The sequence below is a fragment of the Chitinophaga pinensis genome (genome assembly GCF_007896845.1).
Classification (GTDB): domain Bacteria; phylum Bacteroidota; class Bacteroidia; order Chitinophagales; family Chitinophagaceae; genus Chitinophaga; species Chitinophaga pinensis_C.
Genome location: NZ_VOHS01000006.1, coordinates 277,694 through 293,333 on the forward strand (window position 1 = coordinate 277,694; position 15,640 = coordinate 293,333).

Annotated in this window: 14 protein-coding genes, 1 other RNA gene and 1 pseudogene; 6 read left to right on the plus strand and 10 right to left on the minus strand. The window is 42.0% G+C overall.

Translation table 11 applies throughout. The features are described from left to right. The first annotated feature begins 2 nt into the window (after window positions 1-2). Window positions 3-914, plus strand: coding sequence for a type IX secretion system membrane protein PorP/SprF (locus FEF09_RS08945; RefSeq protein WP_146304782.1), 912 nt, complete (start codon window positions 3-5; stop codon window positions 912-914). 294 nt (window positions 915-1,208) lie between these two features. Here FEF09_RS08945 and FEF09_RS08950 read toward each other — a convergent pair whose 3' ends face one another. From FEF09_RS08950 to rplU, 6 genes are all read right to left on the minus strand, one after another. Then, complete coding sequence (locus tag FEF09_RS08950; RefSeq protein WP_146304783.1) at window positions 1,209-1,703, minus strand: GNAT family N-acetyltransferase; 495 nt, start codon at window positions 1,701-1,703, stop codon at window positions 1,209-1,211. Window positions 1,704-1,713: 10 nt separating this feature from the next. Next, window positions 1,714-2,340 carry a DsbA family protein gene (locus FEF09_RS08955; RefSeq protein WP_146304784.1) on the minus strand — a complete coding sequence of 209 codons (627 nt, stop codon included), beginning with the start codon at window positions 2,338-2,340 and terminating at the stop codon, window positions 1,714-1,716. A 35-nt stretch (window positions 2,341-2,375) separates the two neighbouring features. Next, entirely contained in the window at window positions 2,376-4,049 is a 1,674-nt protein-coding gene (locus FEF09_RS08960; protein WP_146304785.1) for a DNA polymerase/3'-5' exonuclease PolX, read from the minus strand. 104 nt (window positions 4,050-4,153) lie between these two features. Further along, entirely contained in the window at window positions 4,154-4,612 is a 459-nt protein-coding gene (locus FEF09_RS08965) for a histone H1-like repetitive region-containing protein (RefSeq protein WP_146304786.1), read from the minus strand. Between the two features lie 73 nt (window positions 4,613-4,685). After that, window positions 4,686-4,958, minus strand: coding sequence for a 50S ribosomal protein L27 (rpmA, locus tag FEF09_RS08970; RefSeq protein WP_146304787.1), 273 nt, complete (start codon window positions 4,956-4,958; stop codon window positions 4,686-4,688). Window positions 4,959-4,995: 37 nt separating this feature from the next. Beyond that, window positions 4,996-5,298 carry a 50S ribosomal protein L21 gene (gene rplU / locus FEF09_RS08975; RefSeq protein WP_012789718.1) on the minus strand — a complete coding sequence of 101 codons (303 nt, stop codon included), beginning with the start codon at window positions 5,296-5,298 and terminating at the stop codon, window positions 4,996-4,998. A gap of 312 nt (window positions 5,299-5,610) precedes the next feature. Between rplU and FEF09_RS08980 the strand changes: the two genes are divergently transcribed. From FEF09_RS08980 to ssrA, 4 genes are all read left to right on the plus strand, one after another. Continuing rightward, a complete protein-coding gene (locus FEF09_RS08980; RefSeq protein ID WP_146304788.1) occupies window positions 5,611-7,104 on the plus strand; it encodes a GH3 auxin-responsive promoter family protein in 1,494 nt (497 codons plus the stop codon). Between the two features lie 110 nt (window positions 7,105-7,214). Then, on the plus strand, window positions 7,215-8,381 hold the full coding sequence (locus FEF09_RS08985; RefSeq protein ID WP_146304789.1) for a 1-deoxy-D-xylulose-5-phosphate reductoisomerase: 1,167 nt from the start codon (window positions 7,215-7,217) through the stop codon (window positions 8,379-8,381). A 95-nt stretch (window positions 8,382-8,476) separates the two neighbouring features. Further along, window positions 8,477-9,811 (plus strand): RIP metalloprotease RseP, encoded by a 1,335-nt coding sequence (gene rseP, locus FEF09_RS08990; protein WP_146304790.1) that lies wholly within the window; start codon window positions 8,477-8,479, stop codon window positions 9,809-9,811. 182 nt (window positions 9,812-9,993) lie between these two features. Beyond that, window positions 9,994-10,367, plus strand: a transfer-messenger RNA (tmRNA) gene (ssrA, locus tag FEF09_RS08995). A gap of 392 nt (window positions 10,368-10,759) precedes the next feature. Here the strand turns inward: ssrA and FEF09_RS09000 are convergent. After that, complete coding sequence (locus tag FEF09_RS09000) at window positions 10,760-12,331, minus strand: recombinase family protein (RefSeq protein WP_261387394.1); 1,572 nt, start codon at window positions 12,329-12,331, stop codon at window positions 10,760-10,762. 161 nt (window positions 12,332-12,492) lie between these two features. Here FEF09_RS09000 and FEF09_RS09005 point away from each other — a divergent pair, with 161 nt between their 5' ends. Further along, entirely contained in the window at window positions 12,493-13,461 is a 969-nt protein-coding gene (locus FEF09_RS09005; RefSeq protein ID WP_146304792.1) for a hypothetical protein, read from the plus strand. A gap of 218 nt (window positions 13,462-13,679) precedes the next feature. Here the strand turns inward: FEF09_RS09005 and qatD are convergent. From qatD to FEF09_RS09025, 3 genes and pseudogenes are all read right to left on the minus strand, one after another. Beyond that, window positions 13,680-14,418: pseudogene (qatD, locus tag FEF09_RS09015) on the minus strand (Qat anti-phage system TatD family nuclease QatD). After that, window positions 14,402-14,896, minus strand: a complete 495-nt coding sequence (locus FEF09_RS34695; RefSeq protein WP_186774249.1) for a 7-cyano-7-deazaguanine synthase — start codon at window positions 14,894-14,896, stop codon at window positions 14,402-14,404. Before FEF09_RS34695 ends, qatD begins: the two are co-directional and overlap by 17 nt. A gap of 291 nt (window positions 14,897-15,187) precedes the next feature. Then, window positions 15,188-15,574: a hypothetical protein gene (locus tag FEF09_RS09025; RefSeq protein WP_146304794.1), complete on the minus strand. Its 387-nt coding sequence runs from the start codon at window positions 15,572-15,574 to the stop codon at window positions 15,188-15,190. Between the last annotated feature and the right edge of the window lie 66 nt (window positions 15,575-15,640).

Genomic DNA, 15,640 nt, shown 5'->3' on the forward strand with positions numbered 1-15,640 from the left:
TGATGATTGCTAACAAGAAATTCCTTTTGGGTTTGCTGATGGCTGCCGCCTGTTATGTACCGGTAAAGGCACAGCAGAGCCCTATCTACTCACAGTACATGTTAAACGGAATTGTGATCAATCCGGCATATGCAGGTACAGACGAATCAGCGAGTCTGAGCGTAGTGGGACGTAACCAATGGGTAGGAGTGGATGGCGCACCAAAAACTGCAACCATGAGTTTCTACTCACCACTGAATGAAAGAGGAACTCATCTGGGTTTCTCTGCCATGAAGGAATCAATCACTGTACAATCACGTACTGATTATAATGTACTGGCAGCACAGAGTGTAAACCTGAGTGAAACGGTGAAGCTGGCATTGGGATTACAGGCTGGTATGTCACAGTATAAGGAGAATAACAGCCAGCTGACAACCACAGATCCATCTTTTGCAACGAATCTGGCCTACTGGAAAACACAGGTTGGTTTCGGTTTTGCATTATTCTCCGAAAACTTTTACCTCGGTTTGTCTGCACCGGCTTTCAAAAGCTTTGATATTGGCAACAGTGTAAATAAAGTAAAGGCAATTTCACACATGTATTTACAGGCTGCATATGCTGCAAGAGTAAATGATGATTTCCTTGTGAAGCCTTCCATATTGTTGAGACAGGCTCAGGGAAGTGGTCTGCAATACGATATCAATACCAGTGTATTATTAAAAGAGGTGATCTGGTTGGGTGTTTCCTGGCGTTCAGAAAAGACAGTGACCGGATTAGTGCAGGCGAGGCTGGGAGAGAAGTTTCAGATAGGTTATTCATACGATACGCCAATGTCATCAAATCTGAAAGGTGCACAATCAGTATCTCATGAGCTGATGTTGAACTTTCGTTTCGGATGGAGTGTTGATCATGAGATCATCCCACGCGTATTCTAGTGATAAGTTAATATTACCGAAAACACATACTGATTTATCAATTTCCCGCATTTTCTATGCGGGATTTTTTTTCTCGGTATATCTTGTTGATAATGAACGAAAAACAAGATCGTTTTTTTTTCAAAAAAAGAAAATCTTAAAATCCGTGTTTAAACATTTATCGTAAGTATTTATAGACAGGTGAAGAAGGAAAACTCTTTTCCGGATACACCTAAAGAATTTTAATTAGAAAAGTTGTGTCTTTTAATGGTTAACTTGGGAAACAGCCTGGTATTTTTACCAGGCTGGATTATTTTATAGCGGTCTTCTCATTACATAATCAAGCATCCAATAGCCATTACCGATATCGGTGTCTTTCTCTTTAAAAATGGTGAAACCCTGTTTTTCATAAAAGAATCTGGCTTTATTATCTCTTTTTACATCCAGTTCCAGAATGCTGCCATTCTCCGCCTGTACTCTTTCCACTACATTATCCAGCAATAGTTTTCCTACACCCTTTCCCTGATAATCGCTGTGCAGATATATTTTCTGCAATTTAAAAACACCTGTTTCATCAGTGGTGCTATAAGATGCAAATCCGATAGGACGCTGGTCGTCATATAACAACAGAAACGTGTGTGCTTTCTCTGTTATCTGGCTGGTCAATGCAGCGGTGCTGTACATCATTTCCAACATATAATCTATCTGTTCAGGCGTCAGCAGGTCCTTATATGTAGGACGCCAGATTTCATCTCTGAGTTGTTGGATAACGGGTATGTCGTTTACGTTTGCTAACGTTATTTTATACATGTTCAGTTCCTTAATTTCCGCGTTTAATTTTTTCAATCACTTCCAGCAGGCTCTCCAGCGGAGTGTATCCTTTTGCGATAAGATAATATTGCGTCCCATCGTCGAAGATTGCTGCAGGAAACCCTGTGATGCCCCATTGTTCAACCTGGTTGAATTCCTGTATCGTATCATATCTGTTGGCATCATCTTTCATTCTTTCCAAAAATTCGGCTACCGGCAACTGATATTTTGCAATCAGATCACGGTAGGTGGCTTCTTCATTCAGACTTTTGCCTTCATAGTTCAGTGCAATTTGCATATCGTGTGCAAAAGACAATGCTTTCTGTGGCAGATATTGTTTGAAAACAGTGAGGGCAATACTTGGCTTTTCTGAGTCCATAATATCATCGGTGCGCAGGTATTGTTCGAGGAATGCCTGTCCGAATTGTATGCCTGTAGTAGCTTCTACTTGTTTGTGTGCTTCTTTGATGTAGTTATACATGGCAGAAGCGGGTCTGTGATTGGAGCTGAGCAGCATTCCTCCGGAGAGTACTTCTATTGCTGTTTCAGGTCCGAGTTGTTGTAGTAGTTGCTCGATAACAGGTGTAAATCCATAACACCAGCCGCATAATGCGTCATATATATAGATCAGTTTCATGATGTGCTCTCTTGTTTTTAGTTGGCTGTTCTGCGCTATTTTTTCTTTTTGCTGATGAATGTTTCCAGTTCGGCGGCGGTGAAACTGCTCAGGTTATGTGCAGCGGTGAGTCCGCCTTTACGTGCAGCGAGTGTACCGTAATAAATATCATGGAAGCCGTCAGTGCTGTGTGCATCCGGATCGATGGATAACAATACATTTTTTTCCAGTGCGTATGGAATCCATTCCCAGTCGATATCAAGACGACGTGGGTGTGCATTGATCTCAATAACCACATTGTGTGTAGCGCATGCATCAATGATCTCCTGATGATTGACAGGATAGCCGTTGCGGCTGAGTAGAAGACGTCCGGTCATATGACCGAGTATAGTGGTGTAAGGATTTTCTATTGCTTTCAGGAGTCGCGCCATTGCTTTTTCTTCACTCATTTTAAGATTGGAGTGTACAGATGCAATAACGAGATCGAATGAGGCGAGTATTTCATCCGGGTAGTCGAGGCTACCATCGTTGAGTATATCAGCTTCTACGCTTTTGAAAATACGGAATGGTGCGAGTTGTTTGTTCAGCTCATCGATCTCTGCATGTTGCGCTTGTATGCGCTCGATGCTGAGTCCATTTGCATAGAAGGCAGAGCGTGAGTGATCACTGATTACCAGATATTCAAAGCCTTGTTCTTTGGCTGTTGTAGCCATTTGTTGCAGAGTATGTTCTCCATCGCTCCAGGTGCTATGACTATGAATGATGCCTTTGATGTCTTTGTGTGTGATCAGTACCGGCAGTTGTTTCTTTTTTGCGAGATCAATAGCTAATCCGCCGTTACGCAGACAAGGCTCAATATAATCCATTCCTGCCTGTGTAAAGATCGCTTCTTCTGTAGCATTGGCAGGAATGCTATTCAGGTCAAGTGATGCCTTGAAATGCTCCAGAAATGAAGCAGAAGCAGTCGTGGTGAATAATGTCTTATTGAAGTCTTCTGTTGTGGCAGGATAGACTTTGATTTTTATGTGTTGTTCGTGTTGCCAAACGAGTGCTTCTTCACTGGAAGTAACAGCAGTTAATGCCGGCAGTATGGACAATTTTTCCTGTATGGAAGGAGTGGGGAGTGCTGCTACAAATTCTATCTCATCGATAATATTTTCGTTGCGACGGAACTGTCCGGTCAATGAAACGGCGGAAGGTGCCAGCAGCTGACTGAATTCTTTTTCGAGGGAGAGTGCCAATGCCTCTGCTTGTGCATAGAGATAGCGGCCCTGATTGCTGAAATAGAATTCGATGCTTTGTTTAACAGCGTCCTGCGTTTTTTGTCCGAAGCCTTTTAGTAAGGTCAGTCGGTTTTCATTACAGGCGTATAATAGTTCACCGAGACTTTCTACTTCCAGTTCTTTCCAGATGGTGGCTATTTTTTTGGGTCCGAGTCCTTTTATTTTCATCATCTCCAGAATGCCTGGAGGTGTTTTCAGGAGATATGTTTCGAGGGCGGCAAATTTGCCTGTCTGTAGCATTTCCTGAATCGCTTTGCTGATGGAGTCACCAATGCCTTTGATCTTAGCAATTTCTTCCGGCGGTGTTACCTGCAATTGCATGGGGAGTTTCTCCACGGTAAATGCGGCGCTGGCGAAAGACTTGGCTTTAAAACTATTATCACCCTGTATGTCCATTAGTTTGGAGATCAGGGAGAAATTATCGGCAATAGTGTAATTATCGAGCATAAGTAGAATTGAAATGCGAATTTACTGAGGGTGGGGTATATATAAATAAAAAAAGATCCTGGCGGTAGCCAGGACCTTTTATTTTACAGTTTGTAAAGTCGAGCTTACAACTCTGGAGCGATGGTTGTCGCTGGAGTTGAGTTTGGATTTTCAGCTGGTTTAGTAGCTTTTTTCCTTGCAGCAGCTTTCTTCTTAGGAGCAGCTTTCTTAGCAGCAGCTTTTTTAGGAGCGGCTTTCTTAGCAGCAGCTTTCTTAGGAGCAGCTTTCTTAGCAGCGGCTTTTTTAGGAGCAGCTTTCTTAGCAGCAGCCTTTTTAGGAGCAGCTTTCTTAGCAGCAGCCTTTTTAGGAGCAGCTTTCTTAGCAGCAGCCTTTTTAGGAGCAGCTTTCTTAGCAGCAGCTTTTTTAGGAGCGGCTTTCTTAGCAGCAGCTTTTTTAGGAGCAGCTTTCTTAGCAGCAGCTTTTTTAGGAGCGGCTTTCTTAGCAGCAGCTTTTTTAGGAGCGGCTTTCTTAGCAGCAGCCTTTTTAGGAGCAGCTTTCTTAGCCGCTTTTTTAATTGTTGCCATTGTTTTTTGAATTTTGGGTTAGTAATTAAAATTGGGTATTAGAAAAAACTTTATGGCAAACACTGTTCCAGACTTACGCCTGAGCAGTGGTGTCAATTGACTTTACGGAAACGATGGTTTTGTTTTCACGTCCTTTTCTGAACTCAACTACACCATCAGCAACTGCGAAAATGGTAAAATCTCTACCAATTCCTACGTTAGCTCCTGGGTGATAAACGGTACCACGCTGGCGAACAATGATGTTACCAGATACGGCTGCCTGACCACCAAAAATTTTTACTCCCAGCCTTTTGCTTTGGGAATCACGGCCGTTCTTAACGCTACCTTCACCTTTTTTATGTGCCATTTCTTATGTACGATTTTAGAACTTTATCAAATAAAAATTAAGCAATCTCGTTGATCCGGATCTTTGTAAAGTGTGTACGGTGACCAACTTTCTTTCTGAAACCTTTTCTGCGTTTCATTTTGAAAGCAATTACCTTATCACCCTGAACATGGCTCAGGATCTCTGCTTTTACCACTGATTTTACATCAGTACCTACGGTCGGCTTACCACCATTATCTACTAACAACACTTCAGAGAACTGCACTTTATCTCCAATATTTCCCTGCAACTGTTGTACAAAGATTTCCTGGTCTTTTTGTACTTTGAATTGCTGACCTGCGATTTTTACAACTGCAAACATAGTTATCCAAAAATAATTTCCTGCAAAATTAGGAATTGTTTTCTAATTGACAAAGTTTTCTCAGCTTTTTGCCATCAGACCTGAAAACAGGCTGATTCCACTGAGAAATACAATTTATATTTTCAAAGATACATACTTTATTTTAATATAGATAATTACAATCTTTGCGCACACGGCTGATTTCGCTGTAATCCGTGTCAGTATTGATGTTCCGCTTAATACTCAATCCTTGCTGAACCCTTGTAATATCAACTATTATAACAATTTTTATTTTATACATTTGTCCTTTCTCTTATCCTAAAATAAAAGGGCATGAAGCTTAAATCACTGCTTGCCAAACCATTTGCTTCCATTGTTGCCAACAAGATCAGGAAGGAAATGCAACGGGCGGTAGAAGACCAGGAGGCCATCCTGGAGGAGTTGATTAAAACAGGCAGGAAAACTGAGTTCGGAAACGATCATCATTTCGGAAATATCAATAACTACAATGATTACAAGCAGGCGGTGCCTGTGAGGGATTATGAACAGTTCAAGCCCTATATCAATAAGATAAAGGATGGCAAACAGAATGTATTGTGGAAAGGACAGCCGATTTACCTGGCCAAAACTTCAGGCACCACCAGTGGTGTGAAATATATTCCTATTACAAAGGACTCGATTTCCAATCATATAGATACTGCCCGTAATGCACTGCTGAACTATATGGCAGAAACAGGCAGAACGGAGTTTGCAGATGGTAAACTCATATTCTTATCCGGTTCTCCTATTCTGGAAAGGGTAGGTGGTATTCCATATGGTCGTCTTAGTGGTATCGTGAATCACCACGTACCCCGTTATCTGCGTACGAATCAGTTACCAACGTATGAAACAAACTGTATAGAAGACTGGGAAACCAAGCTGGACAAGATCGTTGATGAAACTATCAATGAAGATATGCGTCTGATCAGTGGTATTCCACCATGGATGCAGATGTATTTTGACAGACTGATTGAAAGAAGTGGAAAATCTGTCGGAGAGCTGTTCAAAAACCTGGATGTACTGGTATATGGTGGTGTAAACTTTGAACCTTACCGTGCGAAGCTGATGGCGGCTGTTGGTCGTCCGATCAACACCATTGAAACATTCCCTGCATCAGAAGGTTTCTTTGCTTTTCAGGATACGCAGGAGCACAAAGGGTTGCTGCTGAATACCAATTCCGGCATTTTCTATGAATTCATTCCTGCCAATGAAATATTTGACGCGAACCCTACCCGTTTGTCACTGCGTGATGTGCAGGTAGGTGTCAATTATGCACTGGTGGTGAGCACCAATGCCGGTTTGTGGTCTTACAACATTGGAGATACTGTAAAATTTGTTTCCACTAACCCATATCGTCTGCTTGTAACCGGACGTATCAAACATTTCATTTCCGCATTTGGAGAACATGTGATCGGAGAGGAAGTGGAGTACAGTCTGATGCGCGCGGCGAAAGAAGAAAACCTGCAGATCACTGAATTTACTGTGGCGCCGATGGTTGCTCCGGATGGAGAATTGCCTTTCCACGAGTGGTTTGTAGAGTTTGAACAACAGCCGGCCGATCTGAGTGCCTTTGCGAAAAAGGTAGACGCTTATATGCAGGAGAAGAACATTTATTATAATGACCTGCTGACCGGAGCTATCCTGCAGCCATTGAAAATCAGACCGGTACGCAAGAATGGGTTCATTGATTATATGAAGTCGGTTGGTAAACTCGGCGGACAAAACAAAGTGCCGCGTCTGAGTAATGACCGGACACTGGCAGATGAACTGAGTAAGTTTCTTTTATAATTAGGACATAAAAATTGGGTGTTAAGAATTATTTGCAGTGATATCTGAGAATAATTCTTAATCCTTAATTCTTAATTCCTAATTGTCTTATTTCCCTTATTATTGCAGCAATGAGTAAGAAGAACATAGCCATCTTTGGCTCCACAGGATCTATTGGCATCCAGGCATTGGAGGTGATTGAAGCACATCCTGACAAGTTCAGCGTGGAAGTGTTGACAGGGGGGCAGAATGCCAACCTTTTGATAGAACAGGCTTTAAAATTTCGTCCGAATGCGGTGGTAATAGCCGATGAAACACAGTACGAGAAGGTAAAGGACGCATTATTCGATAAAGGTATTAAGGTATTTGCGGGTGCGAAAGCCATGGTGGAAGTAGCTGCCTGGAATACGATTGATATGATGCTGGCGGCCGTAATGGGCTTCGCCGGTCTGGCGCCGACACTGGCTGCCATTGAACAGGGTACCCCGATTGCCCTGGCCAATAAAGAAACACTCGTGGTTGCAGGTGATATCGTGATGGCAGCAGCCAACAAGAGAAACGTACCTGTTGTACCAGTAGATTCTGAACACTCAGCTATTTTTCAGTGTCTGTTAGGTGAAGACCTGCGGAAAGTGGATAAAGTGATCCTGACTGCTTCCGGTGGTCCTTTCCTCGGTAAAAAACCTAATTTTCTGATCAATGTGAAAAAAGATCATGCGTTGCAGCATCCTAACTGGAGAATGGGGGCGAAGATCACCATTGATTGTGCAACACTGATGAATAAAGGTCTGGAGATGATCGAAGCCCGCTGGTTATTCAATCTGCCTCCTGAGAAGATCGAGGTGGTGATCCATCCGCAGTCTATCATTCACTCTATGGTTGAATTTGTAGACGGTTCGCTGAAAGCACAGCTGGGCGTACCTGATATGAAATTACCCATTCAACTGGCATTAGGATTTCCGGAAAGATTAGCCAACGATTTTCCGAAATTCTCTTTCAAGAATAATCCTACACTGACATTCGAACAGCCTGATACCAAGACTTTCCGCAACCTCGCTATTGCTATTGAGGCAATGCATAAGGGAGGAAATGCTGCCTGTGTAATGAACGCTGCGAACGAAGAAGTGGTACACGCTTTCCTGAAGAACAGAATCGGTTTCCTGCAGATGACAGAGGTGATAGAAGAGACAATGGCGAAGGTGGCATTTGTGGAAAAACCTACATTGCACGACTATTACGAAAGTGATCAGGCTGCCAGGGAATACGCGAATTCCATGATCAATGCTATTGTGATTTAATATTACATTAACGCTGTACTGCAGTTGAACCGCCTATATTTGCCGGACTATCTATAGATTAATAACATTATATATTTACTGTCAGATTCATCTACATGACCACACAAGAAATATTGGTAAAGGCCGGGCAGTTGATACTGTCACTATCCATACTGGTCGTTTTACACGAGCTTGGGCACTTTATCCCCGCCAAGCTTTTTAAAGCAAGGGTTGAAAAATTTTATCTGTTCTTTGACCCCTGGTTTTCGTTGTTTAAAAAGAAAAAAGGAGATACTGAATATGGTATCGGCTGGTTACCACTGGGCGGATATGTAAAAATATCCGGTATGGTGGATGAGAGCATGGACCGTGAGCAGATGGCAAAACCGCCACAGCCATGGGAATTCCGTTCCAAACCAGCCTGGCAGCGCCTGATCATCATGATCGGCGGTGTGACAGTGAACCTGATACTCGGATTTTTGATCTACGCGATGATGCTGTGGCATTGGGGCGAAAGCTATCTGCCAACCAAAAACCTGACTTATGGTATCGCGGTTGATTCTCTGGCTGGCAGCATTGGACTGAAAGACGGAGACATGGTATTATCTGTGAACAACCAACCGGTTGAAGTCTTCCGTTCTATTCCTGCTGAGATCATCCTTCGCGAAGCGACCAGCATTCAGGTAGAGCGTGATGGTAAACCTGTTGACATCAAGATCCCTGCTGGTTTTATCCGTGAAATGATCAAAAGAAAAGGCATCCTGATGGATGTACGTATTCCTTTTGTAGTAGATACGGTATTACCGAAATCTGCAGCGGAAAAAGCCGGTTTCAGAAAAGGTGATAAAACCTTAGCTGTGAATGGAGTACCTGCCAGCTATTTCCACGAATTCAGAAAGGTATTACAGGATTACAAGAATAAAACCGTTCCTGTAGAGGTTTTACGTAATGGCGATACGCTTAAGTTATTTCCACATGTGACCGAAAATGGTACCGTGGGTATGGCTCCCGCAAATCCGGAGAAAGATTTCAAATTTGCTACCAGAGAATATACTTTATTACAGGCCATTCCTGCAGGTTTCTCCAAGTGTATCAATACATTGGTGAAATATGTACAGCAACTGCGCCTGATCTTCGTTTCCAAAGAAGTAAAAGCCAATGAATCACTGGGTGGTTTCATCAGTATTGGTAACCTGTTCCCTGCTCATTGGGACTGGATCGCTTTCTGGGAAATGACCGCACTGTTGTCTATTATCCTGGCATTCATGAATATCCTGCCGATTCCGGCACTGGATGGCGGTCATGTACTGTTCCTCCTGTATGAGATCATTACCGGCCGTAAACCAAGCGAGAAATTCCTTGAATACGCACAGATCGTTGGTATGATCATCCTGTTCGGGCTGCTGTTATATGCAAACGGACTGGATATCTGGCGAAGTGTTTTTAAATAAGCTGATAATCATTTGATTATATCAAAGAGGCCTTTATGGCCTCTTTTTTAGTACTTATACTATACTCATCTTACGCTAATGCTACGTTTTGAACGTAGCATTAGCGTAAGATGAGTATAGTATAAGTATGTTATTGAAATTTCATAAAATAGTCATATCTTTGTAAGCTGCGAAAGCAAACTGGGGTCGCCTGGTTTTGACAGCATAGATCTTTGAAAGTGTAAGCATGTCGTGCGTTGTATAATTAGCACGTAAATCTGAATATACAACCTTTAATTGGCGAATCTAACTACGCCATGGCTGCCTAATCAGCGATTAGCGCACCCATTTTGGCCGCCGCAGTTGCTGTCTGCTAGAACTGCCGCCGCCTAATCAAAACTTTAGCGGAATAGGTACTCATGGTTTCTGTGAGTGAGTACTGAAACTAAACGGATACGGACCAGGCTGGTTAGTTGCGCCCCTGGCAAGGTCCCGACAAACTAATGCGTAAATAAGCATGTAGAAAGCTTTCGGCGGATATGTTTGGACGCGGGTTCGATTCCCGCCGACTCCACTGGCCAGATTTCCCATGTCGAAGAACTGGGAAAAAAATAAAAAAAGACAACTTTTTAAAAGTTGTCTTTTTTTATGTCCATAATTGACTGATTTTCAGATTAAATAAGTCTGAGACGCTCATTTTTAATAAAAGACCTAAACTGCTAGTAGGCCAAAAATTGATCGGCTTTCCTAACATTTTTCCTTTAATAAGGGCCAGATTTTATGGATTTTTAGCGGAAGATGGTGGGAGTCGAACATTAATATTTAAATCTGTAATTTGTATATACTTTATTTTGTTTTAGTTAGATACATGAAATTTGTTTATGTGAACGACAATGCAGCTTGCTAACCACTGAATGAATTTCGCAACATCTTTACGGTGATTTTCAGCATTTTTTTTATTACTAGTGTCTAATTGGGTAGCGCAATATGGTTTTGCCAACCAAAATCTGATTGATCCTCTAAACTAAATAAGGGAAAAATTCTTTCTCGAAAATTAATACAAGAGCAAGGTGTTGTGAACGCCGTGTTCTGGTCGTAAAGGATATTCATTGTATTGCTCAACTTCGTCTGAAAGATGTTGCCGCCATCAGATATCAAGTAATCTTTGAAAATCACTGAAAGAAGTAATTGTTTTGTTTGTATATCCCCCTCATCGTAAATCTGGTGAAGTTTCGAAAAAAACTTTAGGCCTGCATTTACATCTTTAGAAAGTTGCCGGCTTTTCGTTTGCTGCATAGCGAGTTTCTCTGTCAAGATTTTGAGATCTGTTTCGCAGTCTGACTTAATCCTTTTGTAGTCGCTTCCATCAATATCACCCTTAAGTAACAACTCTCTTGATCGGTTTATTTTATCAGTTAGGTCATTAATCCTCTTTGTTAGGTGAGAGGCTGTTTGAGTCTTGAATAACTGTTCCTTGGCAATAGTTTGCTTCAGAACTTTCTCACAAAATGGTAAATATGTCTCGGAAAGCTGAAAGGACCGTAATACGTCGTAAAGCAATTGATGTGCATTGTCAGCCCGCAGACGATAGCCACAAGATGACCGGCAATGGTAATAAAAGTACTTTTTACTTTTCCCTTGTGAGCCACTCCCAGTCATTATTTTGCCACAACTCTTACATATAAGAAAACCTCTTAGTGGCAGTAGATCTTCATTTTGCGATCGTTTACGAGATTTCTGCTTTTTGTGATTGATAATCTGCTGAACCTTAAAAAAGGTCGCTTCAGATATTATTGGAGTATGGATACCTTTAACATATCGCTCTATTTCTGTTTCAGTTGCTGGGATGAGTACTTTACCACAGCATAGAGGATTTCTGATTGCACGCCAGAAGCAGTTTTTGCTTTTATTAAATCCGTTGTCGACTGCAAATTGGTAAGCTTGAGCGATATTGTTAATTTTTGCAGCAATCCGTTCGAAAGCCATGCGCATGATATCTGCTAATGGGTTAACTGGAGTAATATACTTCTGCCCGTTTTCCATAGTCATGTTGACGAAGCCAACAGGGGCCATTCCTGTACAACGCCCTTCTTTTTTCGCTCTTCGGATTCCTTGCTTAATATTCAGTCCTCTCCTGATATTTTCGACTTCAGGAGTTGCAAGATATACAGCAAGTATAAGCCTGTTTTCGGGAATGCTGAGATCTAGTGGCTGCTCAATTGCAGTAACGCCTATTCCCAGCACTTCTAAGGTACGGATCATGGAATATGCATCACCGGTGTTCCTACTAAATCTATCCCACTTTGTGAAGAGAATTTGTCTGGGCCTATCCTTTTTACTTTTCTTATACAACCGAAGTAGCCTATTCCATTCAGGGCGATTGAAATCCTTTGCAGAGTGGTCATCAAAGAGCACAGCGTTTACCTGTATCTGGTTTAATTCGCAGTGCCTTTTCAACACTTCTTCCTGATAGCGTTGCGAAAAGCCTCTGTCGGCTTGTTCATCAGTGCTTACCCTGATGTAGAGATCAACTGAATACATATTTTGCACATGAAGTAAAGGAATTTGCAGTTAATCTACGGGAGGAAATCAAGCAAGGATTTGATATTTATATTGGTGTTATTATTATTTTCTTCATATTTTCATCAACTAAATGGAATCTCTAATGCAATTTATGAGATTTGACCTCTAATTTAAATATTATGGAGAACTTAGTAATTAAGCTCACTAGGTTATTGAAAACCTTGAGGACATCCTTATTGCTACTAAAGTTTTTTGAAATAGTTTTTGTTATTGGGATAGGGATCGCAACGAACAAAATGACGGGTGACAATAATCCTAGTGGTTGGATCTGGCTAACAGTAATATTAAGTTTACTATATACTTTGATCGCAATACTGCAGGTAAGTTCGTTGCTAATTCCCGAGACTTATGCAGATGATTTGAGAGCACATTTTGAATTGCAAGAAACCAAATTAGAACTCAGTAGAAGAACTGAGATATACGGTTATGTCGCCGATGCCATCGGAAGTTTAAACGAACAAACGTGTAATTTGAATAGGACTCAAGAGGAGATCGAGGCGATTCAGGATTCGTTTTGTAGCAACGATTTAATCTCCAACCTATCTGGAAGTATTAATCCTCTTATAGAAAATTCGAAATACATATTTAAGTCTAGCCATAGTTTATTCACGGTAGGCATGTACGTGGAAAATTTTTTAGTCCCGCCTTCCGACTGGAATAACCTTCCAATTGATGTCAATAGCTGCTATGATTCTGGGATATTTTTTTTAAAGGATGACCTAAATATGTCAGATTTCATTGGAAAAGGATTACTAACTGAAACGCAAGTTAACGGTGCAAGATTAAAGATTCGTCACTCTTTAGAAGCCGCGTTTAACAATTGCCACTATGACTATGTTGTAGTTGAAATCGAAGGAGCTCACTATTCGATTTTTTCTATTGGCATTCCTATGGTATGTGAGAATGGCGATTCAAATGGTGTCCTATTTTTTATTACTAAAAAGATAGATGAGCCTTCTGACATAAGCAATATTCTTAAAGTCTTTTCGAAGATTATATCCAATCTACTGTCACGACAATTTGAATGTGTTTTTTCTAGGATCGAAACGGCAAACAAGCGATATAATGAAAGAAATGCTGCTTCATAATTGGTTTTGTACTTGCGCACTTTCCAGGTGGAGAACAAACAAGCATCAAATAATTGGAAGTCTATAAAAACAGACATTATTTAATCCAGTTGGTGTTTTGATTTTAAAGTCGCTGGCCTTGTATTTTGATAATATAAATATTATTGAACAGCACGACTGATCTTGCAATGAAGCCGTTTACAGCATACAATAGTGGCTAGCATCTTCACTATTTGGATTCAAACAATAATTGAACGTAAATTCTCATAAACTATACCTTTCATTTCACTTGGAGTTGTTTTGCATATCACCGAAAGCCCACTAATAGTGGCCTCTAGGCTTTTTATCCGTGATTGGAAATTTCCAGCAAAAGTAAACGGAGCGTCAGTTTCAGTAAGAAGCTTGTCAAGTGGTATTTCTTTGATTAAATTTCTGCCTTTTCACTATTATCATCTTGTGATTTATGGAAAAATAGCAGCCAATTTTGATCGCTTGCCGCAGCTCGGTTAATGTACCGGTAAACCAATGGAGAATAAACTTGTTTCTAGTCCTGGCCTGCTGCTTATTCAACAGCTCGATTACTTCTGCGGCGGCATTGCGTGAGTGCATAGTAACCACTTTGCCTTCCGTCCTTGCGAGAGCAGCCAAAATTCCCTTATATATGCCAAGCTGTATGGTATAGGTGGACTGATACTCCTTGGAGCCATCCAGGCCAATCTCACCGATATATTTCGTCTGACTAATCAGGCTTTCGAATATGCCGAGATCGTCCTTATACTGTTGTACTAGCTGAGGATGAAATCCAAGCGCCACCCGTATGTTACCGCACTCGCGAAACAAATCCTGGTTGGGCCTGTAAAAACGTGGCGCGTTTGTAACAGTAATCGTTTTAATTCCCAGGAGATCTTCTTCAATAACCCTTCCTTGTATGTTTTCGAATAAATCAAGATGACAATGTGTGTCAACTAATGCTATCATCGTAGTTGAATTTGACTAACCATCTGGTCCACCTCACGTAAACCCCTTGTATAATATCTATGTAGGGATCAATATTTGTTCCAAGGGGGCCCGTAGACCGAATCACCGTTGTAAGATAGCTCGGATTTTGGCTAGTCTTCTCAATCATGTATTTAAATGCTAATATATCCGCCCCTTCTGCCCGGTCTATTGCTACCGTTTGACCAATAACTGGCACCCTGTATATGGAGCGGTCTTGAACATTGGCGGCCAGATAAGCGGATTGCCGTATGATACAGGGGACACAATACCCACAATGACCATTTCCCTGGCCCGCGAATCTTCCACTGGGGTGACTGCAGGACATCGTATTGGTGCTTTGAACCAATGGGATGTTACCACATTCGCGCAACATCTCTCCTTTTGTCTTGAACTGATAAGGGTTCTCAATTTGTACGCCAAGCCCAATATTGCGGGATAGCTGGCGCATCATCTCCATGTAGTGAGGGTGGGTCGTCCTGGTACTGTGGGAACCGATGCGAAGTGGGGTTAAGGGAGATTTAAGCTAATCATGCCGTTCTCTGGCACCACTAACCGGGAGGCTGCGTCCAGGCAGGAAGCGACAATCATCCCGAGCGAAAGGAACAGGAATGAGCGTCCCCGCTCTGTATGGTCCTCACTACCAAACAAGTTTTGCTTGGGAATTCTAATGAAAGAGTAGCGCGGGCCAGCTTCTGTGCCGGCGGGTACGCTCCATTGATGGCATCGAAGCACTCTTTCTGGAATGGGGTCACGTCGCTGCTTTTTGAATGGCCCACCAATAGTGGCGTATCCCTTGGCTTATGAGATCAATGGCGCCAATAAAGCTATCCATCCCACCGGAGAATAAACAGACGGTATCGGTCTTATATGGCATCTGAAATCGACGGATCCTACTAGGCTGAGGTGCTATGGCCATATGATCTGCATGGCGGGGCCTAAAATTTAAGGTCCAAATGTCACCGGTTAGGAACCGGAAGATCTTCTGTATATTATCTGCCTGCTGCTGCCATAGCCCCGGATCGCTAACCGGTACATACAGGTCGATCATTCTGGTCCAGGAATCTTCACCTTGCTCTTCACGGTTTATCCTGGTATCAGCACCATACATCATTGCGGCGATAACCAGCAAATCCATTGCCGTTTCTGTTGGATGAGCCGAAGGTCCCTGAGGGCCTTAAAGAATTTGCCAAGGCTCATGTCA